Origin of the sequence: Moritella sp. 28 (assembly GCF_018219435.1) — a bacterium.
Classification (GTDB): Bacteria; Pseudomonadota; Gammaproteobacteria; order Enterobacterales; family Moritellaceae; genus Moritella.
Map to the genome: position 1 here is coordinate 170,844 of NZ_CP056121.1, position 25,207 is coordinate 196,050.

A 25,207-nucleotide genomic window follows, 5' to 3' on the forward strand; every position below is an offset into this window, starting at 1 on the left:
AGATAATACCTAGTTATTTCAATTGTACGGTCGACTTTAGATTGTATGGTTAAGTGACTAAGCGTATACGGTGGATGCCTAGGCAGTCAGAGGCGATGAAGGACGTGTTAATCTGCGTTAAGCTGTGGGGAGTTGATAAAAAGCGTTAATCCACAGATTTCCGAATGGGGGAACCCACTCTACTTTGTAGAGTATCGTAACGTGAATACATAGCGTTACGAAGCGAACCGGGAGAACTGAAACATCTAAGTACCCCGAGGAAAAGAAATCAATAGAGATACCCTTAGTAGCGGCGAGCGAACGGGGTCTAGCCCTTAAGCAGTTTGGAAGTTAGTGGAAGATTCTGGAAAGTTTCACGATACAGGGTGATAGTCCCGTACATGAAAACGACCTTACTGTGAAATCGAGTAGGACGGCACACGTGATATGCTGTTTGAATATGGGAGGACCATCTTCCAAGGCTAAATACTACTGACTGACCGATAGTGAACCAGTACCGTGAGGGAAAGGCGAAAAGAACCCCTGTGAGGGGAGTGAAATAGAACCTGAAACCGTATACGTACAAGCAGTGGGAGCAGACTTGTTCTGTGACTGCGTACCTTTTGTATAATGGGTCAACGACTTAATTTCAGTAGCAAGGTTAAGCGAATAGCGGAGCCGTAGGGAAACCGAGTGTTAACTGCGCGAATAGTTGCTGGGATTAGACCCGAAACCCGGTGATCTAGCCATGGGCAGGTTGAAGGTTGAGTAACATCAACTGGAGGACCGAACCGACTAATGTTGAAAAATTAGCGGATGACTTGTGGCTGGGGGTGAAAGGCCAATCAAACCGGGAGATAGCTGGTTCTCCTCGAAAGCTATTTAGGTAGCGCCTCGCGTCTAACTATTGGGGGTAGAGCACTGTTAAGGCTAGGGGGTCATCCCGACTTACCAACCCTTTGCAAACTCCGAATACCAATAAGTTCAATCGCGGGAGACACACGGCGGGTGCTAACGTCCGTCGTGGAAAGGGAAACAACCCAGACCGTCAGCTAAGGTCCCAAAGTGTATGTTAAGTGGGAAACGATGTGGAAAGGCTCAGACAGCCAGGAAGTTGGCTTAGAAGCAGCCATCTTTTAAAGAAAGCGTAATAGCTCACTGGTCGAGTCGGTCTGCGCGGAAGATTTAACGGGGCTAAACATACCACCGAAGCTACGGATGCAAGACTTGTTCTTGCATGGTAGAGGAGCGTTCTGTAAGCCGTCGAAGGTGAGTTGAGAAGCTTGCTGGAGGTATCAGAAGTGCGAATGTTGACATGAGTAACGATAATGGGGGTGAAAAACCTCCACGCCGAAAGACCAAGGGTTCCTGTCCAACGTTAATCGGGGCAGGGTGAGTCGACCCCTAAGGCGAGGCCGAAAGGCGTAGTCGATGGGAAACAGGTTAATATTCCTGTACTCACTTATATTGCGATGGGGTGACGGAGAAGGTTAGGCTAGCATGGCGATGGTTGTCCATGTTTAAGGTTGTAGGCTGTGTGCTTAGGTAAATCCGGGCGTACATTAAGGCTGAGAGCTGATGACGAGTCTCTACGGAGATGAAGTAGTTGATACCCGGCTTCCAGGAAAAACCTCTAAGCTTCAGATATAAGAGAATCGTACCCCAAACCGACACAGGTGGTTAGGTAGAGAATACTAAGGCGCTTGAGAGAACTCGGGTGAAGGAACTAGGCAAAATGGTACCGTAACTTCGGGAGAAGGTACGCCGATGATGGTGAAGGACTTGCTCCGTAAGCTATTGTCGGTCGCAGAGAAATGGTGGCTGCAACTGTTTATTAAAAACACAGCACTGTGCAAAATCGAAAGATGACGTATACGGTGTGACGCCTGCCCGGTGCCGGAAGGTTAATTGATTGGGTTAGACTTAGGTCGAAGCTCATGATCGAAGCCCCGGTAAACGGCGGCCGTAACTATAACGGTCCTAAGGTAGCGAAATTCCTTGTCGGGTAAGTTCCGACCTGCACGAATGGCGTAATGATGGCCACGCTGTCTCCACCCGAGACTCAGTGAAATTGAAATCGCTGTTAAGATGCAGTGTACCCGCGGCTAGACGGAAAGACCCCGTGAACCTTTACTATAGCTTGGCACTGAACATTGAACCTACATGTGTAGGATAGGTGGGAGACGTTGAAGCATTGTCGCTAGATGATGTGGAGTCAACCTTGAAATACCACCCTTGTACGTTTGATGTTCTAACGTAGGCCCCTTATCGGGGTTGCGGACAGTGTCTGGTGGGTAGTTTGACTGGGGCGGTCTCCTCCCAAAGAGTAACGGAGGAGCACGAAGGTTGGCTAAACATGGTTGGACATCATGTGGTTAGTGCAAAGGCATAAGCCAGCTTAACTGCGAGACAGACACGTCGAGCAGGTACGAAAGTAGGTCTTAGTGATCCGGTGGTTCTGAATGGAAGGGCCATCGCTCAACGGATAAAAGGTACTCCGGGGATAACAGGCTGATACCGCCCAAGAGTTCATATCGACGGCGGTGTTTGGCACCTCGATGTCGGCTCATCACATCCTGGGGCTGAAGTTGGTCCCAAGGGTATGGCTGTTCGCCATTTAAAGTGGTACGCGAGCTGGGTTTAGAACGTCGTGAGACAGTTCGGTCCCTATCTGCCGTGGGCGTTTGAGAATTGAGAGGAGCTGCTCCTAGTACGAGAGGACCGGAGTGGACGAACCACTGGTGTTCGGGTTGTTATGCCAATAGCATTGCCCGGTAGCTAAGTTCGGAACTGATAACCGCTGAAAGCATCTAAGCGGGAAGCAGGCCTCGAGATGAGTTCTCACTGGGACTTTAAGTCCCCTGAAGGGCCGTTGGAGACTACAACGTTGATAGGCAAGGTGTGTAAGTGCTGTGAGGCATTGAGCTAACTTGTACTAATTACCCGTGAGGCTTAACCATACAAATTAAAGTATGATTAATTGAAATATCGACTTAAGAATAGACAGAACACTTTATGTTTTAAAGACTTCTTTATTTATAGCTTTTCAGATTTTAAAGATACAACATGAAAGCAAACCAGATTTGCTTGGTGACCATAGTGTTGCGGTACCACCTGATCCCATTCCGAACTCAGTAGTGAAACGTAATAACGCCGATGGTAGTGTGGGGCTTCCCCATGTGAGAGTAGGGCATCGCCAAGCGCCAATTACTATTTATTCAGACTAGGTCTGAATAAATATTGTTTAAGACGTAGTCTTAAACAAGAGCAGATGATTCGTAAGACTCGAAAAATTTGTTTGGTGACCATAGTGTTGCGGTACCACCTGATCCCATTCCGAACTCAGTAGTGAAACGTAATAACGCCGATGGTAGTGTGGGGCTTCCCCATGTGAGAGTAGGGCATCGCCAAACGCTAAATTAGATTTAAGACACAGTCTTGAACGAAAAAAGCCGATATCATTGATATCGGCTTTTTTTATACCTGTAAATTATTAACAGCTAAAGCTAAGTGCAGTGTCTTGCTCTGTGAAACCTTGATGAATTAAAAAAGCAGATAATTCAGCTGTAACCTGTGTTGTTTTAATTACAGTTACGGTTTCTAATTGCAGAGATTTTGCATGCTTGATTGCTTGTTGTACTAGGTATTTACCCACACCACGTTGTTGAGTTATATCTCTTACTGCCATGCAGCTTAAGAATAACGTGGTAGTATCATGTTGCATGATTAAACCACCAATGTGGCGATCATTAAATTTAGCAACAAACAGAGTTTGGCTGTCATCTTGAAGCAGTTGATCGAAAGTTTTTTGAATCTCAGCTTCGTCATGCTGAAATGGTCGATACAATTTTGTTATATCAATAAGTAACTGTGGAGTTGAGTCTGTTACTGTAAATGCTGATAATCTCATGCTGTTCCCTTTTTTAGATACATGCTGATATTACGCTATTATCATTCGTTATTTAAGGTTTGTTTTATGCAATGCAGAATGAATTGTGGGGCGTGCTGTGAAGCGCCAAGTATCACTAGCTATATTCCAGGTATGCCTGATGGTAAGCCTGCTGGTGTACGATGTGTTAATCTGTCGGTTGATCATTTATGTCTAATCTTTACAGACCCTAAACGCCCTGCGTTATGCGATACATTTAAGGCCTGTAATGATGTATGTGGTGAAAACCGCGATGAGGCTTTGTTCTTAATTACTGATTTGGAAATACAAACAGCAAGCTAAAATGTTAACGTTTTAGCCATGAGCGTGGATTAACGGCTTTACCCTTGTGGCGGATCTCGAAGTAAACCCCAGACTCTAACTGACCACCACTACGGCCAGCCAATGAGATGACATCGCCCGTGCGTACCTTCTCTCCGGTTACTTTGAGTAATGTTTGGTTATGACCATACAGGCTCATATACCCCTGGCCGTGATCAATAATCGTTACCATACCGAATCCACGTAGCCAATCTGCAAAGACGACCTTACCTGCGCTAACTGCTTTTACTTTACTCCCTTCATTTGCGCTGATGACCAATCCACGCCAACTGACATTATTAAATCGCTTACTGTTAAAGTTGTGCAGTACTTTACCTTTTATCGGCCAGTCTAATTTGCCTTTATATCGTTTCAATCCTGATAATGATATTTGCGCACTTTGCTGTTTTTTTAATAACGCAATTTGTTGCTGTTTTCGTAATAACGCTATTTGTTGTTCTAACTTTTGTGCTGCTATCCCTAGCTCTGTTCGTGTTTTTTTCTGCTTGTTAATACTGTCAGCTATATTTCTATTACTTTTCTTCTGTTCTGATTTTTGTTGTGCTAATTGCTTGGATTTTTGTTGCTGTGAGGTTTGGATTACAAGTAATTGCTGTTTTATTTCTTCTTGTTCTACTTCATTTTTTTCAATTTTAGCTAAGGTATCATTAAATTCAGCAATAGATGCAGCGCGAGCGGCGTGAAGGTGTTGATAATAAACTAATGACCGTTCTATCTCTTTACTGTTCTGTTGGTTAAGGAGTAGTTTCAAATAATCATTATTACCACTTAAATAGGCCGTTTCAATTTGTGCGGAAAGGATATTTTGTTGTTTCTTTTTACTTTTTAATAGTACTTTTTCTTGTGCGATTAGGTCGCTGAGATCTTTTTCGATATCGCGGATTAAAGATTCGGTATTACTGAGTTGTGCGGCGACTTTACTAATGGCACGGTCGGTACTTTGTGTTTGTGTAGATAAATCGTTTAAATAACGGTTTTGTTTTTTAATTGATGCGTCTTGGGCTTTGATCTGGCTACGAAGTTGATTAAGATCAGATTGATTATTGGCTGCATAAGCGTTTGATGATAGTAATATCAGCAGGCCTATAACGCGATAGACCATACTGTTTTTTAAAAATGTCATAACGTAATCCTTTCCCCGTAGGGAAACGATTATTTCAGATTCATTAGGTTCTTACCAGTCATTTCCGCTGGTATTTCTTGACCAAGTAAAGTCAACATGGTCGGGGCTAAATCACATAGGCGACCTGTCTCTGCTGGCTCTGCATCACGACCAAAATAAATCAGTGGTACAGGTAAGTTAGTGTGTGCAGTATGAACGCCACCCGTTTCTGGGTTGATCATCATTTCAGCATTACCGTGATCGGCTGTTATTAAGCATTCACCACCGACTTTTTCTAGTGCCTCTACTACACGACCAATTGATTGGTCAACGGCTTCACACGCTTTTACTGCCGCATCAAATACACCTGTATGGCCAACCATATCTCCGTTCGGGTAGTTACAAATGATCACATCGTACTTTTCACTCTCAATTGCCGCAACTAGCTTGTCAGTGAGCATTTCTGAATTCATTTCAGGTTGTAAGTCGTAAGTTGCTACTGGTGGTGATGGGATTAATTCACGATCTTCACCTGTAAAAGAGTCTTCAACGCCGCCATTAAAAAAGAAGGTTACGTGGGCATATTTTTCTGTTTCAGAAATACGTAATTGCGTTTTATTTTGCTGTTCAAGCATTGAACCTAAGGTATTAACTAATTTATCAGAAGGGAAAGCGATGCTCGTATCAATGGTCGCTGCATATTCAGTTAGCATAACAAAGTCAGCAAGTTTCGGTGTTACGCTGCGTTTGAAGCCTGTGAAGTCTGTATCGACAAATGCACGGGTAATTTCGCGCGCACGATCAGCACGGAAATTCATAAAGATGACTGCATCACCATCGGAAATTGGTGCAGCTTCGCCAATGACTGTCGCTTTCACGAACTCATCATTTTCATCACGTGCATAAGCGGCTTCAAGGCCAGAGAGTGCCGTATCTGCTTTATATTGGCTTTTACCTTGCGTAAATAGCTCATAGGCTTCTTCAACACGATCCCAACGATTATCTCGGTCCATCGCAAAATAGCGGCCGATTAATGTGGCTGTTCTACCTACGCCAACTTCAGCAAATTTAGCATCACATTTTTCTAGCGTACCTTGTGCGCTACGTGGTGGTGTATCACGGCCGTCTAAGAATGCGTGTAGATAAACCTTTGTTGCCCCTTGCTTTGCTGCAAGTTCGATCATGGCCAAGATCTGATCGTCGTGACTATGTACGCCACCTGGAGACGCTAGGCCTAGGATATGCACGGCTTTATCATTCGCAACCGCCGCATCAACTGCTTTTACAAGTGCTGGATTTTGGTAGAATTCGCCATCACCGATTGCTTTATCGATTTTAGTTAAATTTTGATAAACGATACGACCAGCACCAATATTGACATGGCCAACTTCTGAATTACCCATTTGCCCATCAGGTAGCCCCACATCTAAGCCTGAACTTGAAATCAGCATGCTTGGGTAATCTTGCCAAAGTTTATCTAAAATAGGTGTTTTTGCATTGGCAATTGCGTTATCTTTTTGATCAAGGCGGTGGCCCCAGCCATCCATGATGATAAGCGCAATTGTTTTTTTAGCCTTAGACATGAGTTTACCTCTCGGTTATTAAGTTTAAATATAGGAATATTACTACACTTTTCGGAGCTAAATTGGCTCTTATTTATGATCCAGGTAGAATATTGAAGATATTTAATTATAAATGTCGGTAATATAACTACATATCCATCTGTTTCATATTTCGAGTTATTAGCTTAACTATGCAAATTTGGTGATTAACTTTATCTTTGAGTTTTTCATAACGGTGGTGAGGAATTTATTATTGAGCTGCTTTTATTCCTTGTCACATGTATACTCCGTTGAGAATAATCCTTTATTATTAAATTTTAGAGTCATAATCACATGCAAGAATATATTGAATTTGCTTCGAATAATCCAGCCTTATCTCTCGCTTGGGTCGCTATCGCTGGTTTCCTTATTTATTCATTTGGCTCAAGTGCCATGTCTAAAGTTAAGTCGGTAAACAATCATGAAGCGACCGCTTTAATGAATAAAGAAAATGCTATTGTTGTTGATGTACGTGCTGCAGAAAACTATCGTAAGTCACATATTTTAAACGCAATTAACGTTCCAGTTGCTGATATTGAAGCAAATAAGCTATCAATGATTGAAAAATACAAAAACACCCCAATCATCGTTATGTGTGATACAGGAATGAGTTCAGGTCGCGCTGCAAATCGCCTAGCGAAAATGGACTTTACGACTGTTTATAATTTATCTGGTGGTATGGCAAGTTGGCAAGACGCAAACTTACCGACTGTTAAGAAATAACAGTTACTAATCAGCTCACTAAAAAATTAATTACTCAGTTTGAATCTATAAATATTGGAATTTACTTATGTCAGAATCAGCAAGCCAACAAGAATTTAATATCCAACGTGTTTACATCAAAGACGTATCTTTTGAATGCCCTAACTCTCCTGCGATTTTTCAACAAGAATGGAAACCTGAAGTTAAATTAGATCTAGATACTCGTAGCTCTAAGCTTGGTGAAGGTGTATTTGAAGTTGTATTATCACTTACTGTGACAGCTAAAGATGGCGACACAGTGGCTTTCTTATGTGAAGTTCAACAAGCAGGTATCTTTACTGTTGGTGAATTAAGCGAAGGTCAATTAGCACATTGTCTAGGTGCTTTCTGTCCAAATATCTTATTCCCATATGCACGTGAAACAATTGCTAGCTTAGTGAGCCGTGGTTCTTTCCCGCAGCTTAATCTTGCGCCAGTTAACTTTGATGCATTATTTGCATCTTATGTTCAACAAGCGCAACAAGCAGCTGAAGAACCTGCTCTTGCAGAGCAAAAACTGGACTCTTAAGTGATGGCGACTGATACCGCTTTGATTACCGTTCTGGGTGCTGGTTCTTACGGCACTTCATTAGCGATGTCCTTAGCACGTAATGGTAACAAAACCGTGTTGTGGGGTCATAATCCACTGCATGTTGCCGAACTTGCTAAAGCGCGCTGTAATGAAACTTACTTACCGGGTATCGCTTTTCCTGATGCTTTGGTATTGGATGCGGACCTTGAACAAGCTGTGGCCGCAAGTCGCGATATTCTGATTGTGGTACCGAGCCATGTTTTTGGTGATGTATTAAAGCAGATTAAACCATTTTTACGTGAAGACTCGCGTATATCTTGGGCTACAAAAGGACTAGAAGCTGAAACCGGACGTCTATTGCAAGATGTTGCAACAGATATTCTTGGCAGTAGTTATCCATTAGCTGTACTTTCTGGACCTACATTTGCGAAAGAGCTAGCTGCTGGTTTACCAACTGCAATCAGTATCTCGTCAACGGATCCTAAATTTGCTGATGATATCTCACACTTATTGCATTGTGGCCGTAGTTTACGTACTTATACCAATAATGATTTTATTGGCGTGCAACTTGGCGGCGCGGTTAAAAACGTGATTGCTATTGGCGCTGGTTTATCTGATGGACTTGGTTTTGGTGCGAATGCTCGTACTGCATTAATTACTCGCGGTTTGACTGAGTTATGTCGTCTTGGTGAAGCATTAGGTGCAGAAAAAAATACCTTCATGGGTATGTCTTGCTTGGGTGATTTGGTACTAACCTGTACTGATAATCAAAGTCGAAATCGTCGTTTTGGTCTTGCACTGGGTGCAGGTAAAGGCGTTGATGAAGCACAAGTTGAGATTGGTCAAGTTGTTGAAGGCTATCGTAATACCAAAGAAGTTTATTTGTTATCTGCGCGTCTTGGCGTGGAAATGCCAATTACGGAGCAAATATATCAAGTGTTATATGAGAATAAGCTTCCAAAAGAAGCGGCTTTAGCATTATTAGCACGTGATAAAAAAGGCGAATAATCAGTTTTAATTAAAAAAGTGACGGTCAAGACCGTCACTTTTTATTTATTCTATCGTTTAATGTTAGCTGTGCTTAATTGATTAAAGCTTAGTAGTAAGAATGCTCACCAGCTTGGTGTTCTGTTGCATCTTTAACAGCTGTTAGTTCTTCAGGGAACAATTCTAGTAACTGTTTTTCTATCCCTTCTTTCAACGTAAAGTCTACTTGGCTACAACCATTACAACCACCACCGAACTGTAAGATAGCAATGCCATCATCCGTGATTTCAGTTAATACAACGTTACCGCCATGTCCTGCTAATTGTGGGTTAACTTCAGTTTGGATCACATAGTCAACGCGTTCTGTTAGTGGTGCATCATCTGCAACAGCTCTTATTTTTGCGTTAGGCGCTTTAAGTGTTAATTGAGAACCCATTTTGTCCGTAACAAAATCGATATAAGCATCGGTTAAGAATGGTTTGCTCATGTCATCAATTAATGCATCAAAACCACTGAATGGTAATACAATATCAGTACTTTCAATTGCTTCAGGTGGACAATATGATACGCCACACTCTGCATTTGCTGTGCCTGGATTAACGACGAATACACGAATGTTAGTGCCGTCTTTTTGGTTGCTAAGTAATTTTACAAAATGAGTTTGTGCCGCTTCAGTAATTGTTATCATGATGTCCTCTTTGTCATACCCGACTAATTCACTATGTCTTTAATTGTAACGCTATTCCTGATTAGAAACCACTAATCCGCTAATGTTCTGGCAATACACCATATATCGATACGTTCTACCCCTGCTGTAAATAAAGCCTTGCAAGCTGTTTTCATTGTTTCACCTGTTGTTACTACATCATCAATAATTGCAACATGTTTAACTGTAATAGCTTGTGTGACTTGAAATGCATTGTGCATATTGTTGCTACGCTCAGCCGCTGTTTGCTTAGCTTGTGCTTTGGTATTTTTAGTGCGAATAAATTTTTTCTCTGCGATTAGCGGTATTTGCAGTTGTTTTGCAAGATCTTGGGCGAGTAGATAGGCTTGGTTATAACCTCGTTTTGCGAGGCGCTTTTTATGTAAAGGGATAGATAGTAATGCCTCTGGTAAACTGTAATTATGCTGGATGACGTTGTTACTGACGCTACGACTTATTAGCTGGGAAAACAGTAAGTGTAGTTGTGGCTGTTGCGAAAATTTATATTGTTTAATTAAGTACTGGCATTCCAAACTGTAGTTCATCGAGGCAATTAATCTTTGCCAAGGTGGCTCTTGGTTTATGCACTCATGACATTGACCTTGTTGATTTATAGTGAGTGGAAGCGCGCAACGATAGCAGCTTGATACCGGTAAATAGGGTAATTCCTGTTGGCATAATAAACACAGAAAAGGTTGTAGATTATCGATGGGCATATCACATAAGTAACAACGAGGCTGTAATAGTATCATGCTTAGTTTGCGGATCATGGCTATATCTACTCGTTTGATTAGTATATCCTCATGGCTAAATAATTCGTCAAGTGTAGAGAAATATGTCAGAAGTCTTAGCCACAAAAATTAAAAGTGTAAGCGGCAACACAGAGTTACATGTCGATATTGTCGGTGACGGCCCAGACTTAGTGTTATTACATGGTTGGGGATTAAATAGTGCGTGTTGGCAATCTATTGTTCCGTTACTATCTGCGCACTATCGATTACATTTAGTTGATCTACCTGGTTTTGGCTTTAGTCATGATAGTTATCTTGCGAGTCAGTCGCTGGCTGATATTACTGATGCATTAGTTAAAGTTGTACCTGACAATGCCGTTTTGTTGGGTTGGTCGTTGGGTGGGTTGTGTGCTACTCATTTTGCGCTAGCGCATCCCCAACGAGTTTCTGCATTGGTGACAGTTGCCAGTTCACCAAAATTTATGGCAACATCACAAGTGAGTGAATTAGCTGCTTGGGCTGGTATTGCTGAAAATGTATTAGTGCAATTCCAACAACAGCTAAAACAGAATCTATCACAAACTATTAATCGTTTTTTAGCCATTCAAGCGATGGGCAGTGAAACGGCGAAACAAGACATTAAACAGTTAAAGTCTTTATTAGCTGCACGTCCGCAGCCGCATGAACAAGCATTAAGTAACGGTTTACGATTATTAGAGACAGTGGACTTACGCGTGCAGTTAGCTTCATTAACAATGCCATTTTATCGTTGTTATGGGCGCTTAGATTCGCTGGTACCACAAGCGACAGTGGTGTGGATGGACCGTTATTTACCGCAATCACCGAGTCTTATATTTAAAGCGTCTTCACATGCGCCTTTTATTTCAGAACCCACTCTTTTTGTGAATAAACTGCAGGCATTTATCAATCATTCGTTATAAACTCAAATAGCAGCCACTCATGTTATTATTTTGGATGTACTGTTGAGCCGTTATTTATGATAATGAGGGAAAGATATGTTCATACAGTCACACGCTACGATTCGTTACCTGCGCCGTATGGATATTACTAAGGGGGGCGCTAGCATATGGTATTAGTTATTCCTCCTCCTACGGGTATTCCCAATGCGTTAAACCCAACCACAGCGGCAGTGGAACGGGATGCAGAAAAGCGCGAGATCACGCCTGCGATCACCCCCGATGGTGCGTCAGCTTCAACAAATGACAGCACCACAGACAAAGACCTTATTAATTATAACCCGAAGAAAAATGATCCTGATAGCAAGAAAAAACAAGCCGGAGATCCATCTGCGTTGACGCTAGATGATGATGAGGTGATCGTACTCGGTCATGTTTCTCAAGAAGGTGAAACGCGAGTTGATGATTTTTCAAGTATCGTATTATCGATTGATATGACGAATCCGCCTGAAACGATTATTGCTGAAGTTTTGTTACTACGACAGGCTATCTTAGCTAAACCGACCCTCAAGGTTGGCGATCGTCAACAACTTGCCGAAATAAACCACATTATAAAAACGGCGCTGGCTGATCTATTACGGTTAAAGGAACTTGATGAAGTTAAAGTGCTAGCGGCACAACTACCAGGTGAAACTGGCGTATTAAAAGGTGAAAATGTGCATTCTCACGTTGTCGCACTGGATGATCTTTTCGCTTCTTCTTTTGATGATGATATGGACGTAACAACAGAGTCTGTATCGGCAAAATCCAAATTAGCTGGCGCTGTTGTGGGGTATTTTTATGGTGAAAATATAGAGCCTAAAGCACCATCACAGATCGATCAGCAAGAATAATCTTATATTTATTGTGAGTTTATCAGTAACTTTCTGTGTGCTTTGCTAGTATGGACTTTATAACCATACTAATAACGAGGATGTCATGTCAGAGCAACGGATACAGCAAGCAATACAATTAATTGATGAAATAAATCAGTGTGATCCAGTCAGTGAAATTGTAGATGGAATAGCACAACCAAAAGAATGGTTATACGGTGTGCGCATGAGCGAGTGCCTGGCTGAATTTATACCTGAAGCATCGACTGCATTACAAATAGCCGCGCGTGCACAACATATTAAACGTTGGAGTATTCCTCGTAGTGAGCATCCACTTGGGCGCGAAGGCTACAATAAATGGCGTCAATCATTAGGCCGTTTACACGCCGAAGAAGCAATGGCAATTGCAGAAAAGGTAGGTTGTGCTCAAGATGAAGTACAAGCAATTGGTCGTATGTTGCGTAAAGAAAAATTAAAACGTGACTCACAAGTACAAGCGCTAGAAGATGTTATTTGTTTAGTCTTTTTAAAATATTACTTTACCGCGTTTTCAGAAAAGCATACACCCGAAAAACTGATTGTTATTGTGCAAAAGACTTGGGCTAAAATGTCTGAAAAAGGCCATGACGCGGCACTGAAATTACCGTTTACACCTGATCAACAGGCTTTGTTGGCTAAAGCGCTCGGTTAATATTTTTCTGCTAGATTTAATACTGCTAATTCACTGCAGCTTACTTGAGTTGCAGTGGATAATGATTCTTACTGCCTAGTTCGTTTACTCTTCTTCTTTAATGCTGCCAATTGAACATGCTAAATCCCGTAAACATACCTGTTTAGTGTTAGCTTTTATCACTGTTTTAATCGTGTTCTTATTTGTTATTATCTGCTAATTAAATGCTTTATATCTATAATCTCTCTGGTATATTGAGCTTAGCAATTACATTCGGTTAATTGGATGATTTAGGGAGTTAAAGTTAATGCAAATGGAAATAATCTCGGCCGCGGTGATGCTATTTTTGATCATGGACCCGTTAGGTAATTTACCGATATTTTTGTCTATTTTAAAACACATAGATAAAAAACGTCGACGTGCTGTCATGGTACGAGAATTATTAATTGCACTGTTTGTGATGCTGTTATTCTTATTCTTAGGTGAAAGGATCCTTGGTTTTTTAAGTCTAAAACAAGAAGCGGTGAGTATCGCCGGTGGTATTATTCTGTTCTTGATCGCAATTAAGATGATCTTCCCGACTGAAGGTGGGTTAACGGGCCTAGCCGCAGGTGAAGAACCGTTTATTGTACCAATGGCGATCCCGTTATTAGCGGGGCCCTCAATCCTTGCAGCGTTATTATTATTAGCCCATCAAGACCCTGACAAAATGTTTGAATGGTCTGCAGCGTTACTCATTGCATGGGGGCTAAGTGCCTTTATTTTAATGTTCTATGAAGGGTTTAATCGTATTCTCGGCGAGAAAGGCTTAGCCGCTGTAGAGCGATTGATGGGAATGTTATTGGTGATGATATCGGTACAGATGTTACTGGATGGTATTGCTGATTATCTTGCCACAGTAAGCTAATTGAACACTATTCTTGTGAGGTTATTGTAAACAAAAGTTTGCATTGTTGTTTGCAATACGCCGTCGCAATGGTAAATTAATCTATCTTAATATCTAAGTAAGCTTAACAGATAGTTTAGAACGTAGGACAAAGGCAGGGTCATTTAGGTACACTGCTTCTGATTACTGGTTCTCACAATATGACAAGGAAATTGAATGAGCATTACCTCTTTTTATCCACCACAACGTACTTTGATGGGACCTGGTCCTTCAGATGTTTATCCGAACGTATTACAAGCATTAAGTCGTCCGACCGTTGGTCATCTTGACCCGACATTTGTAAAAATGATGGATGAAGTAAAAGAATTGCTGCAGTATGCATTTCAAACCAAGAATCCTTGTACTATGGCGGTTTCAGCTCCTGGTTCTGCAGGCATGGAAACTTGCTTTGTGAATTTGATTGAGCCTGGTGATAAAGTCATTGTATGTATCAACGGTGTGTTTGGTAATCGTATGGCTGAAAACGTAACACGCTCTGGTGGCGTACTGGTTAAAGTAGAAGATGAATGGGGCAAACCCGTTGATCCAGAAAAACTTGAAGCGGCGTTAAAAGCCCATCCTGATGCGAAAATTGTCGCATTTGTACATGCTGAAACATCAACAGGTGTACTTTCTGATGCCAAGACTCTTTGTGCACTAGCAAGGCAATATGATTGCTTATCGATTGTTGATGCGGTGACGTCACTCGGTGGCGTGCCTTTGTATGTGGATGATTGGGGCATTGATGCCATTTATTCTGGTACTCAAAAGTGCTTGTCTTGTGTCCCGGGTATCTCTCCGGTGAGCTTCAGTCCTGCAGCCGTTGAAAGAATTCAAAACCGGTCTGTACCTGTCCAAAGTTGGTTCTTAGATCAAACGCTTGTGATGAGCTATTGGTCAGGTGAAGGTAAACGTACTTATCACCATACTGCGCCGGTAAATACCCTATATGCATTACATGAATCATTAGTGCAATTACAAACTGAAGGCTTAGAGAGTGCATGGGAACGTCATGCACAGCAACATTTAGCATTACGTGCTGGTTTAGAAAAAATGGGCATCGAGTTTATTGTTGATGAAGCGTGCCGTTTACCACAGCTAAATACGGTCGTTATTCCTGACGGTGTTGATGATGCTGCTGTGCGTAACCAATTATTACAAACCTATAACCTTGAAATCGGTGCCGGTCTGGGTGCATTCGCAGGTAAAGCATGGCGTATTGGTTTAATGGGTTATGCGGCGCGCGGTGAAAATGTTGCATTGTGTTTACGTGCCTTAGAAGAAACCTTGAACTAAAAATACGTTAAATACGGCTAGCTAATGCTGTAGCAGCTAAGGGCTAGTGAAACTGATTTAATATGAAAAGCCACGCTTCATGAATAATGGAACGTGGCTTTTTTAGTATTGCCTTAATGACCTTCACTTTCAGCTATTGAAAATAAGTGGTGTTAGCCTGACTCGCTGCAAATTTCTGCACTAATTTATTCGTTGGGTAGAGAAGTACAGTTTGTTTTAACAGTATCGCTGATTCTTCTTTTTTGCCTAATTTTGCTAATGCGCGAACCCAATTAATATAAATATTTGCTCTTGGTGTTTTCTGTGAGATCTCAGCAGCCCAATCCATATAGTGATTCAGCTCTGCTATATCGTTATTGTATATCGCGATTTGCAAGCGATACATCATAGTGTTGAACTCTAATCGTGTGATCCAAGCGACTGGATTGACGACTTTTGTCAGTGGCGTTATATTACTGCGATCACTGCGCTCATATTGGGTTAACAATTTATTCGTATGCAATGTCGTTAGCATAAATAACCCCGTAACTAAGGGGATAAATAATGCTAAGGTACGCAATAAAAAGGTGTAACTAAATTTGATTGTTTTGGTATTGCTATAACGACTGCAGATATACCAAACCAAGGTTAAGAATACCACCCAATGCACGACGGCATGATAAAACGGATATTCTGTCTGGCTATGTAAAACCAATGGAAATACCAGTCCTAATAACGCCATCGCTTGCCATAATGGCTGCTTGACGATAATACGTAAGAAACCAATCATTAATAACGCGATCCCAGCTAATGCAACAAGGCCACCTTCGATACCCCAATATAATAATTCATTATGTGGGTGGTCAAGATTTTCTGGTGATCCAGGTAATGCCAGCCCTTGGCTCAGTGCTTGGCTGTACGAATTGAGATACGCGACTTCAAAGCTACCGTAACCCCAACCGAGGAAAGGTTTCTCTAACCACATAGCTAACCCATGTAGATAGATAGGCACGCGTGCGCCTGGATCTGTTAGCGCGGCTGCAGAACGCGCTACTTTGTTTGCGGTTTCTAACGAGTAAGCACCAATGGCAACAGCGATAACACTACAAACTAACCAAATTAACAGACTTTCTGATTGTTCAGACTCCCGTAATTGTTGCCACACCCAAGGTAACATGAGCGCCGGTGCAATTAATAATGATAGGTAACCAGTTCGAGATTGCAGCAATACAACGGGAATAATGGCCATGAAAGTGGTGATATAGCAAAATAGACGTTTCTTTTTTTCATCCAATTTAGTTTGTGTCAGCAGGTATAAAGCGAGGGCAATACCTGTTGTTAAAAATGAAGCAGAGACATTGGGTTGTTGAAAAATACCATAGGGACGATTGGCGCTTTTATGATAACCAAGGGTATTATTAACCGGTAGCAAATAGTATTGGACGAGACTAAACAGTGCCTCGATAAATACGGCGCCTAAAATTAAATATAATAGCGTCAGGCGTTGTTGCTGAGTAAGCTGTAATTGCTGCAGAGCAACAAAAAACAGTAAACCACCGACTAAACCAAATAAGCGGGTATAACTGAGACCAGCAACGATAGGGTCGGCATATAATACCGGTAGTAGCATGACTAGCGTGGCAGCGATAAACAGTAAGCTCATTTGGGAGTAAACCAGTTTCGCTTGTAATGTCGCTTGCCACAAACCAATGCCGATTAAGGTTGAAATAAACATCCAACCAATCGCATTAAAAGGCAAGTGCAGTCCTGAACCGCCGCCGTTATGTTGAAAATAATGCATCCCGATCAACATATACACGGCGAACGTAATGAAAAATCCTTTTTTCAATGTTGTTAGATTCATACTATGACTCTTTGTTGATATTATTCTGTTAGTTGAAAGTACTCAGTTGTTTTGCGCGTTCTAACATGGGTTTTAGAAAACGTGCAGTATGACTGTCTGGATGTTCAGATACGGTTTCCGGTGTTCCGGCGACAAGAATCTCACCACCGCCGCTGCCACCTTCTGGACCGAGATCGATCACCCAATCTGCTGTCTTCACGACATCAAGGTTATGCTCAATAATGACGATAGTATTACCGTGATCGCGTAAGCGATGTAATACTTTCATGAGTAATTTAATATCATGAAAATGCAAACCTGTCGTTGGTTCGTCTAAGATATACAAAGTTTGGCCTGTATCGCGTTTTGATAACTCTTTCGCTAGTTTCACGCGTTGTGCTTCACCACCAGATAACGTCGTCGCAGACTGACCGAGGCGTATGTAAGACAGACCTACATCCATTAAGGTTTGTAACTTACGTGCGATAGGTGGGATTGGTGCAAAGAAGGTATTCGCTTCTTCGACGGTCATATTTAATACTTCGTGAATATTTTTGCCTTTGTAGCGGACTTCTAATGTTTCACGGTTATAACGTTGGCTTTTGCAGTTGTCACAAGGGACATAAACATCAGGTAAGAAGTGCATTTCTACTTTAATTAGACCATCACCTTGGCAAGCTTCACAGCGACCGCCTTTCACGTTAAAACTAAATCGACCTGGTTTATAACCACGCGAACGTGCTTCTTGTGTTCCGGCAAAGATCTCGCGGATAGCGGTGAAAATACCAGTATAAGTTGCAGGGTTAGAACGCGGGGTTCGGCCGATTGGACTTTGATCAATGTCGACAACTTTATCAAGCTGATCTAAACCTTCAATGGAGGTGTAAGGTGAAGGGACTGTCACCGTTGCGCCGTTCAATTCAATATGCGCGATCTTAAAGAAGGTATCATTAATGAGGGTTGATTTACCTGAACCTGACACACCTGTTACACAGGTCATTACGCCAACTGGCACGGACAAATCAACATTTTTAAGGTTGTTGCCACTTGCTCCTTTTAAATGAACCCATTTGTCGGTTAATGGTGTACGTTGCGCTGGGATCTCAATTGCTTTACGACCACTGAGATAATCGGCGGTCAGTGAGTTTTCACTTTTCAAGATATCATCCACGTTACCTCGTGCCACGATCTCGCCACCATGCACACCAGCACCTGGACCAATATCTAGGACATAATCGGCCGCACGGATCGCATCTTCATCGTGTTCAACCACTATCACTGTATTGCCAAGATCACGTAGATGGATCAGGGTTTGTAATAAGCGTTCATTATCTCGTTGGTGCAAACCGATCGAAGGTTCATCGAGCACGTACATCACGCCAACCAGACCAGCACCAATTTGGCTAGCAAGACGAATACGCTGTGCTTCACCGCCAGATAGCGTTTCGGCGCTGCGCTCTAGGCTTAAATAATTCAGACCTACATTGACTAAGAAGCCAAGACGATCACCAATCTCTTTAAGGATCTTTTCGGCTATCTGGCCTTTTTGACCTGGTAGCGCCATTTTGGAAAAGAATTCGAATGCTTCACCTATGGCCATATGCGACACTTCTGGTAAGGTGGTTTCTTGAATGTAAACGTGGCGAGCTTCTTGACGTAGACGAGAACCTGAACAGGTCTCGCAAGACTTAGTGGTTAAGTATTTACCAAGTTCTTCACGTACCGCATTCGATTCGGTTTCTTTGTAACGGCGCTGCATATTCGGAATGATGCCTTCGAAAGCGTGGCAGCGAACGACGATATCACCGCGATCATTCACATAGTTAAATTCAATTTCTTGCTCGCCACTGCCTTGCAGAATATAACCTTGTACTTCACTGGCTAATGAATTAAATGGTTTAGTCAAATCAAACTTGTAGTATTTCGCCAGTGAGCTGAGCATTTGGAAGTAATAAAAATTACGTTTATCCCAACCACGGATCGCGCCACCTGAGAGGCTCAGATCAGCATTAATGATAACACGATCGTGATCAAAGTATTGTTGAACACCAAGCCCATCACAGGTATGACAAGCACCTGCTGGATTGTTGAATGAGAAGATCCTTGGTTCAAGCTCTGCCATGCTGTAACCACAATGTGGGCAAGCAAAGTTAGCTGAAAAGACGATCGGTTCTGCATCGCTTTCATCCATATCGACAATGTAAGCGGTGCCGCCTGATAAGTTTAGTGCGGTTTCAAAAGACTCGGATAGACGTAATTGTAGATCATCACGAACTTTAAAACGATCGATGACAACTTCAATGGTGTGCTTTTTATGTAGATCTAAAGCTGGCGGATCGGATAGATCGCAGACTTCACCATCGATGCGTGCTCGTATATAACCTTGACTGGCTAAGCCCGCCAGCGTTTTAACATGCTCACCTTTACGTTCTTTCACGATCGGCGCGAGCAGCATAAGTTTACGCCCGGTCTCTAATTCCAAAACATGATCTACCATTTGGGTAATGGTTTGTGCCGCTAAAGGTGCATTATGGGTTGGGCAGCGAGGCTCTCCGACACGAGCAAATAGCAAACGCAGGTAATCATAGATCTCGGTGATAGTACCGACTGTTGAGCGTGGATTATGTGACGTGGACTTTTGCTCGATAGAGATCGCCGGTGACAAACCTTCAATATGATCGACATCGGGCTTTTCCATCAAGGATAAAAACTGTCTGGCGTAGGCAGAAAGTGATTCTACATAACGGCGTTGACCTTCTGCATAAAGCGTATCAAATGCTAATGACGACTTACCTGAACCCGACAACCCTGTGATTACAATCAGCTTATCGCGAGGTAGTTCAACATTGATATCTTTAAGGTTATGGGTGCGTGCGCCCCGAACAATGATTTGATCCATACATAACTCACACTACATAAAATAATCAATTAGTATCGCATATTAGGGCTTGTTAGGCATTACTTTAGAAGAAACTCTCTTCAATATTAAGAATGTCGTCAGGCGCCACGTGGTCGCCAGGTGCAACCTTAAGTGTCAGGTTTAGATCGTTGTTATTCGACAGCATAATGGATTGTTTTGCAGCCCGCTCAGTGAAGCCACCTGCTAGTGCGATTGCCTTATCAACAGTTAACCCGGGTCTAAACGGGTATCCACCGGGACGCTTTACTTCGCCTTTAATGTAAAATTGGCGGAAAGTCGCGATACTGACCATGACCTTCGGTGAGATTAAATAGGGCCCTTTTAAGCCAAGATAAATTTTTTGTTTGATCTCGGCTAGGGTTAAGCCGACCACTTTGATTTCACCGAGGTAGGGGTAATCAATGCTACCTGATGTATCAACTAATATGGACATGCTTAGATCGGGTTCGCCGTAGATCTTAATAGACAGTTTATCGCCAGCACCAAGTTTATAAGTGTGGTGTTGTTCGTGGGCTTTAGCGGAATTCACTAACAATACTATAAAGATGACAATAGCGCGGTGTAAATGTATGTAGCCTTTCATTTTAAATACTCCTTTCATTTAAAATACGAGGGAACTGGTTAATCCATAAATACTTTTGTCATAGCCTAAGTGAACTTCTGAAGATGATTTACTTTGATGTTCATAGCTAAGACCGAATGCAAGCCAATACCTTAATTGATAAGACAGCATGAGGTTGATGGCATTGCTCTTATCTTCACGAGCACTGTGTTGGTATGTTTCATTGAGATGCTGATAAGCTAATGAACTCGATAAATTATAACGCCAGGTGTGTTTCCAGCTTATTGACTTTCGATTTGCTTCTATACTGTCTGTCCCTGTGACAGCATTGGTGATCTTTTGAGTGGCATTGATGTTGAAGATGGAATATGTTTTTGGATGCCAATTAATACCAATATCCCAGCTTGGGTTAGCTTGAGATTCTCGATGACTGTCGGAGAAATTAATTTTCTCATAACCTATTTTTACAATACCTTGTGTTTTACCACTTATGTTCCAGTGTATACCGGTATACAACAGACTATTATTACTATCTTTTTGATTCGCGGTGCCTTGGTAATTGCTTACGCGATTACTGATATCAAGCAATAAATTTAAGCTAGCCCCGATGTGATAGTCAAAAGCGAGGCCGTAGTCATATTCGTTGAAATCAGCCATGGGTGTGTAACTTGAGTTATCCTTGTCGTAACGTTTATTATTAAAACTAAACCGAGGTTTGAGTCTGGCTTGTGAAGATTGCCTGCCATAAACATAACTTAATGCAACTTGCTGGTTGTAAAATCTGGAGGGCGCTGTTACTTGCTTATTACCTTCTGATATTCCTGTATTGACGGCATCATGGGCAAGGTTAAATTGGTATGAAATAGCAAGTTGATGACGGCTATTCGAGGCTCTATTAAGTTCGGCTTTAAGCTGGTGGTCAGTATAATTGTTCTCAGCGTTTTCACTATATAAAGCTTGCTGTCCCGTGTAGTCTAAAATGAATTTATTGTTATACTTTTGTCCTTCAATACGTAATGCTGGCATTATCTCTATTAAGTTAGAGGCCTGCTGATTATTTTTGGTGTTGGTAATATTATCGTCGTGTTTATAATTGATTGAAAGACTGGGGATGACGTTAAACCCAAGCTCTGAACTTGTCTCTAGACTTAGCTCTGACGCGGCCACCCGAGAACTGAATAGAAATAAAGTTAATATAGAGGATACTATTAGCAGTAAGTGTTTTAAGATTTTCATTGGTTATGAAGCACGGCTATGAGGCCTGTGCAATTTCCTTTTGACTTTTATTGTGATACTGGTATTGGTACTGATAGCGTTTATCATTTTTTAATGACTCTTGGTTTAATATGATGCCATCGGTACTGACGCCATGCTTTGCCAGTAATTCGATGGTGCTGTTAAGCTCACCAATCTTGGAGTTGTTTACACGGGTCACGAGTATATTAAAATCAGATTGTTGCCCAATAATTAATGCGTCACTGACTAACTGACTTGGTGGCGAATCAATAATAATATAATCATATTGCGATCTTAAAATGGTCAGGCAACTGGAAAAACGTGTAGAGCTCAGTAAATTGGATGGGCTTTCGGTTAACTCTCCTGCCGATAATACGGCTAAATTGGTTTGTTGATCACGCCATATATAGCTATTTAAACTGCCACTTTTACTGAGAATATCAGTTAATCCACGTTGGCTATTGGGGATCCCCATTTTTCTTCTTATTGACGGTCTACGTAAATCAGCCTCTAAAATAAGGGTTCTGTGGGATTGTGCTAACGCCATTGCGAGATAAATAGCGGATGTACTTTTCCCTTCGCCAACAGTGTTGGAGCTGATCATGATGACTTGTGGTTGCTTGGTTTTGGCGGACAATTGCAATGATGTACGTAAATTTTGCGCGGCTTCAAAAATTATTTTATTGCTAAGAAATAATTGCTGTGGCGATTGTTGATGGAATTTTTTATCAATCGCTTTAAAGTTGGGGAGTGAGCCAAGTAATGGCGTTGGTAGATTAGTGACATTGTCTTGATTCACAAAAAATAGCGCATGTAGTAGAGCATGCGCGACTAACAGCATTAATGTTAATAAGATCACGAGCACTAAGATCAATGCGCGTTTGGGTTTAAAAGGGGATAAAGGCGTTTTAGCGATATTGATGATCGTAGCTGTTGATAGGTTAAGATTGTTGGTGAGGTTTGTTTCTTTCAAACGCATTAAAAACATATTATACAGTTCGTTGCTCGAGGTTAACTCTCGGTTGAGTTCTTTATAACGTGCTTTTTGTTTTATCAGGGTGCGGTGTTCTGCTTTTTTACTTTCTAATATTGCGATCACGGCGGATTCATTTTGTTCAAGTAAGCTGAGATTTTTTTTAAACCCGAGAGCCAGTTGTTTTAAGGCGTTTTGGGCATTCTTTTCTGCGGCGCTGAGCTGTGCATTTGCCTGGATCATTTTGTCGTGTTGTGGACCATAGCGTTTGGATAATTCGGCGATACTGTGCCTTGCTCGGGTGTAATCATTTCTTAATTCAACTATCACTGCGTGATTGGATAATGCCTTGATTGAGGTTGAGGTGAGCAAGTCTAAATTTTGCGCTTGGCTTATTTGTCGATATAAGGTTTGCGCACCAATTAATTCACTTCTAATCGAGTTTAATTTAGTGGTGAGGTTCTGTAATTCTATTGCAGTGAAATTATCAATGCCACTGTCATTAATTAAGTTTTCTTGTTGAAGGAAATGAGTGAGATTACTTTCTGCAGTATTCAAGTTATCTTTGAGCGCTTGCACCCCTTCTTTAAGCCAAAGTGATGCGGTAACTGTTTGTTGGACCCGAAAATCACGGTTGTGTTGGATGTACACATCGGCATAGGTATTCGAGATTAAAGCGGCCAATTCTGGCACGGTATGCTCATAACTGATGGTGAGTAATTGGGTGTTTTTAATGAGTGATATATTCACTGCTGATTTTATCTGGCCAATAAAAGCGTGTGGGTTTATTACCTTAGCTTGTTTTTTTGTTGGTGATATAAAATGAATGATGTTATCGAGTATCAAGCTTAATTTACTATTCGGTTTATCTTGTGTGTAATAAGGGTGTTGAGATAAATTGAGTTTGGTGATGACTTTTTCGGTGATCACGTCTGAACGTAAGATTTCAATTTGAGTTTGGAAGTCATCTTTGTTGTTTATATCGCTTTGTAATAGACCTTGGATGGCAATTGGCTTCGCTTGCTGTATTTGTAATTGTAAAGCTGTGCTGGCTTTATAAATAGGTGGCAGGTCAGAAATAAAAATGGCAGCAATAATGCTAACAATGGTGGTGATAACACAGATTCGTAAAAACGAGCGCCTAATTATATTAAAGAGATGCGTAAGATCAATTTCGTCTTGGCCTCCCTGTGGGAGCCTATTATGAGTGTCGTATTTTTGCTCCACTTCAGATCCTTTGAATGGTGAGCGATAGGGTTACGTATCCATACGTATCCATACGTTTTCATTAATTAGTATTAGAAGTACCATAGTTATAACATAAATGTAACATAGCAGGTTGAGGTTGTTATAAATTTATCTAATTTTAAGTATAAAAAAAGTCATATTAGATATGACTTTTAAGTTACATTGGTCTAAGGTTTCGAGTTTAATTGTTTTAATAACTCAGCTTTAATTAGATAAGATTTTCTTTTGCCCATGATACCGCTTGTAGGCGATTTTTTACTTTTATCTTTTTGAATACATTATATAAATGTGACTTGATCGTGTGCTCACTGACATAAAGCGCATCGGCAATCTCTAAATTTGATGAGCCCGTCATTAGCTGACGCAAGATCTCTTGTTCACGTGTTGTGAGTTCTGGTTTTCGGTCTAGATCAACGGCTTTAGTAGAGCGGTAAATGGAGATCAATGAACTGAGTGTACGTCGTGGCATCCAGAATTCACCTTCGGTGATCTTTTGTATGCCTTTGCAAACGATATCGAGTTCATCACGCTTATTAAATACGCCGAATATAGATGGCCAAGTGGAAATGTTCTCCATAGTGGTGTCATCACTCAAATTAATCAGGGCTAAGCGAAACATACCATGGTATTGCTTTAATTTGTTTTTTAGCTGCTCTTGTGAGATTGCACTGAGGTTGTCTGTATCAACGAGTAATAATAAATTGTCATCGATTGAGATGCGTTCAACTTCGGCTACTTCACGTAACTGTTGTACAGGTATATCGAGTTTAGCTCTTAAACAAGAAACCAAAGTGGCAACTTGTAGACTCGGTTGAGACAGCAATACTACATTTGGGTAATCCGACATATGACTAAATCCTTTAGTTTGTGTTGTGATATCCATATCCATGCTAAATAGCATTATAAAACGGTTAAACTTAGCTAATGACTTAATTAAAGTGTTAATTGTAATACCTAAGTTCGATACGGCTGATACTAAAGTACTAACTGACAGTGGAAGTCGCGAGCTAATCTCTCTGGAAAATGACATGTTAACCAGTTGTTAATTCATACTTAACATATCGGTGTGCTATAAATGAGTCAAGTTCGCATTTAGTTTTATCTCGACTAATACTTT

At 41.4% G+C, this 25,207-nt stretch carries 20 protein-coding genes and 3 rRNA genes; 12 read left to right on the forward strand and 11 right to left on the reverse strand.

Translation table 11 applies throughout. The annotated features are described in order from the left end of the window. Positions 1 to 47: 47 nt before the first annotated feature. The 3 genes from HWV02_RS00815 to rrf (HWV02_RS00825) all read left to right on the forward strand — a co-directional run bounded on the left by HWV02_RS00815 (position 48) and on the right by rrf (HWV02_RS00825) (position 3,392). Positions 48 to 2,939, forward strand: a 23S ribosomal RNA gene (locus tag HWV02_RS00815). A gap of 126 nt (positions 2,940 to 3,065) precedes the next feature. Continuing rightward, a 5S ribosomal RNA gene (gene rrf, locus HWV02_RS00820) occupies positions 3,066 to 3,181 on the forward strand. A gap of 95 nt (positions 3,182 to 3,276) precedes the next feature. Continuing rightward, a 5S ribosomal RNA gene (rrf, locus tag HWV02_RS00825) occupies positions 3,277 to 3,392 on the forward strand. Positions 3,393 to 3,472: 80 nt separating this feature from the next. Here the strand turns inward: rrf (HWV02_RS00825) and HWV02_RS00830 are convergent. Then, positions 3,473 to 3,889, reverse strand: a complete 417-nt coding sequence (locus HWV02_RS00830) for an acetyl-CoA sensor PanZ family protein (protein ID WP_211689464.1) — start codon at positions 3,887 to 3,889, stop codon at positions 3,473 to 3,475. A gap of 66 nt (positions 3,890 to 3,955) precedes the next feature. On the opposite strand from HWV02_RS00830, the gene HWV02_RS00835 reads away from it, so the two are divergent. Further along, positions 3,956 to 4,210 (forward strand): YkgJ family cysteine cluster protein, encoded by a 255-nt coding sequence (locus HWV02_RS00835; RefSeq protein ID WP_045112200.1) that lies wholly within the window; start codon positions 3,956 to 3,958, stop codon positions 4,208 to 4,210. Between the two features lie 4 nt (positions 4,211 to 4,214). On the opposite strand, the gene HWV02_RS00840 is transcribed toward HWV02_RS00835, so the two are convergent. Both HWV02_RS00840 and gpmM read right to left on the reverse strand, forming a co-directional pair. Further along, positions 4,215 to 5,372 carry a murein hydrolase activator EnvC gene (locus tag HWV02_RS00840; RefSeq protein ID WP_211678079.1) on the reverse strand — a complete coding sequence of 386 codons (1,158 nt, stop codon included), beginning with the start codon at positions 5,370 to 5,372 and terminating at the stop codon, positions 4,215 to 4,217. A 29-nt stretch (positions 5,373 to 5,401) separates the two neighbouring features. Further along, positions 5,402 to 6,934 carry a 2,3-bisphosphoglycerate-independent phosphoglycerate mutase gene (gene gpmM / locus HWV02_RS00845; RefSeq protein WP_211678080.1) on the reverse strand — a complete coding sequence of 511 codons (1,533 nt, stop codon included), beginning with the start codon at positions 6,932 to 6,934 and terminating at the stop codon, positions 5,402 to 5,404. Positions 6,935 to 7,246: 312 nt separating this feature from the next. On the opposite strand from gpmM, the gene HWV02_RS00850 reads away from it, so the two are divergent. The 3 genes from HWV02_RS00850 (at position 7,247) to gpsA (ending at position 9,233) form a co-directional block, all read left to right on the forward strand. Beyond that, positions 7,247 to 7,675 (forward strand): rhodanese-like domain-containing protein, encoded by a 429-nt coding sequence (locus HWV02_RS00850; protein WP_211678081.1) that lies wholly within the window; start codon positions 7,247 to 7,249, stop codon positions 7,673 to 7,675. A gap of 67 nt (positions 7,676 to 7,742) precedes the next feature. Then, positions 7,743 to 8,222: a protein-export chaperone SecB gene (gene secB / locus HWV02_RS00855; protein ID WP_211678082.1), complete on the forward strand. Its 480-nt coding sequence runs from the start codon at positions 7,743 to 7,745 to the stop codon at positions 8,220 to 8,222. Between the two features lie 3 nt (positions 8,223 to 8,225). Beyond that, entirely contained in the window at positions 8,226 to 9,233 is a 1,008-nt protein-coding gene (gene gpsA, locus HWV02_RS00860) for an NAD(P)H-dependent glycerol-3-phosphate dehydrogenase (RefSeq protein WP_211678083.1), read from the forward strand. A gap of 88 nt (positions 9,234 to 9,321) precedes the next feature. Here the strand turns inward: gpsA and nfuA are convergent, their stop codons facing one another. Together nfuA and HWV02_RS00870 are read right to left on the reverse strand one after the other, a co-directional pair. Next, a complete protein-coding gene (gene nfuA, locus HWV02_RS00865; protein ID WP_211673657.1) occupies positions 9,322 to 9,900 on the reverse strand; it encodes a Fe-S biogenesis protein NfuA in 579 nt (192 codons plus the stop codon). Positions 9,901 to 9,971: 71 nt separating this feature from the next. Then, positions 9,972 to 10,688, reverse strand: coding sequence for a ComF family protein (locus HWV02_RS00870; protein ID WP_211689466.1), 717 nt, complete (start codon positions 10,686 to 10,688; stop codon positions 9,972 to 9,974). Positions 10,689 to 10,753: 65 nt separating this feature from the next. Between HWV02_RS00870 and bioH the strand changes: the two genes are divergently transcribed. From bioH to HWV02_RS00895, 5 genes are all read left to right on the forward strand, one after another. Then, entirely contained in the window at positions 10,754 to 11,590 is an 837-nt protein-coding gene (bioH, locus tag HWV02_RS00875) for a pimeloyl-ACP methyl ester esterase BioH (RefSeq protein WP_211689468.1), read from the forward strand. Positions 11,591 to 11,736: 146 nt separating this feature from the next. Beyond that, positions 11,737 to 12,459 (forward strand): hypothetical protein, encoded by a 723-nt coding sequence (locus HWV02_RS00880; protein ID WP_211678086.1) that lies wholly within the window; start codon positions 11,737 to 11,739, stop codon positions 12,457 to 12,459. An 85-nt stretch (positions 12,460 to 12,544) separates the two neighbouring features. Next, the gene (locus HWV02_RS00885; RefSeq protein ID WP_211678087.1) at positions 12,545 to 13,129 is read left to right on the forward strand and encodes a DUF4202 domain-containing protein; all 585 of its coding nucleotides are present in this window, start codon (positions 12,545 to 12,547) and stop codon (positions 13,127 to 13,129) included. 292 nt (positions 13,130 to 13,421) lie between these two features. Continuing rightward, entirely contained in the window at positions 13,422 to 14,015 is a 594-nt protein-coding gene (locus HWV02_RS00890) for a YhgN family NAAT transporter (RefSeq protein ID WP_211675592.1), read from the forward strand. Positions 14,016 to 14,210: 195 nt separating this feature from the next. Continuing rightward, on the forward strand, positions 14,211 to 15,329 hold the full coding sequence (locus HWV02_RS00895) for an alanine--glyoxylate aminotransferase family protein (RefSeq protein ID WP_211678088.1): 1,119 nt from the start codon (positions 14,211 to 14,213) through the stop codon (positions 15,327 to 15,329). A 133-nt stretch (positions 15,330 to 15,462) separates the two neighbouring features. Here the strand turns inward: HWV02_RS00895 and HWV02_RS00900 are convergent, their stop codons facing one another. The 6 genes from HWV02_RS00900 to HWV02_RS00925 all read right to left on the reverse strand — a co-directional run bounded on the left by HWV02_RS00900 (position 15,463) and on the right by HWV02_RS00925 (position 24,937). Next, on the reverse strand, positions 15,463 to 17,172 hold the full coding sequence (locus tag HWV02_RS00900; RefSeq protein WP_211678089.1) for a PglL family O-oligosaccharyltransferase: 1,710 nt from the start codon (positions 17,170 to 17,172) through the stop codon (positions 15,463 to 15,465). Between the two features lie 28 nt (positions 17,173 to 17,200). Next, positions 17,201 to 20,050 (reverse strand): excinuclease ABC subunit UvrA, encoded by a 2,850-nt coding sequence (gene uvrA / locus HWV02_RS00905; protein ID WP_211689470.1) that lies wholly within the window; start codon positions 20,048 to 20,050, stop codon positions 17,201 to 17,203. A gap of 64 nt (positions 20,051 to 20,114) precedes the next feature. Beyond that, entirely contained in the window at positions 20,115 to 20,654 is a 540-nt protein-coding gene (locus HWV02_RS00910; protein ID WP_211678091.1) for a polysaccharide biosynthesis/export family protein, read from the reverse strand. An 18-nt stretch (positions 20,655 to 20,672) separates the two neighbouring features. Continuing rightward, positions 20,673 to 21,800: an outer membrane beta-barrel protein gene (locus HWV02_RS00915; RefSeq protein ID WP_255550575.1), complete on the reverse strand. Its 1,128-nt coding sequence runs from the start codon at positions 21,798 to 21,800 to the stop codon at positions 20,673 to 20,675. Between the two features lie 85 nt (positions 21,801 to 21,885). Continuing rightward, a complete protein-coding gene (locus HWV02_RS00920) occupies positions 21,886 to 24,069 on the reverse strand; it encodes a polysaccharide biosynthesis tyrosine autokinase (RefSeq protein WP_211678093.1) in 2,184 nt (727 codons plus the stop codon). A 229-nt stretch (positions 24,070 to 24,298) separates the two neighbouring features. Next, entirely contained in the window at positions 24,299 to 24,937 is a 639-nt protein-coding gene (locus HWV02_RS00925; protein ID WP_211673668.1) for a LuxR C-terminal-related transcriptional regulator, read from the reverse strand. Between the last annotated feature and the right edge of the window lie 270 nt (positions 24,938 to 25,207).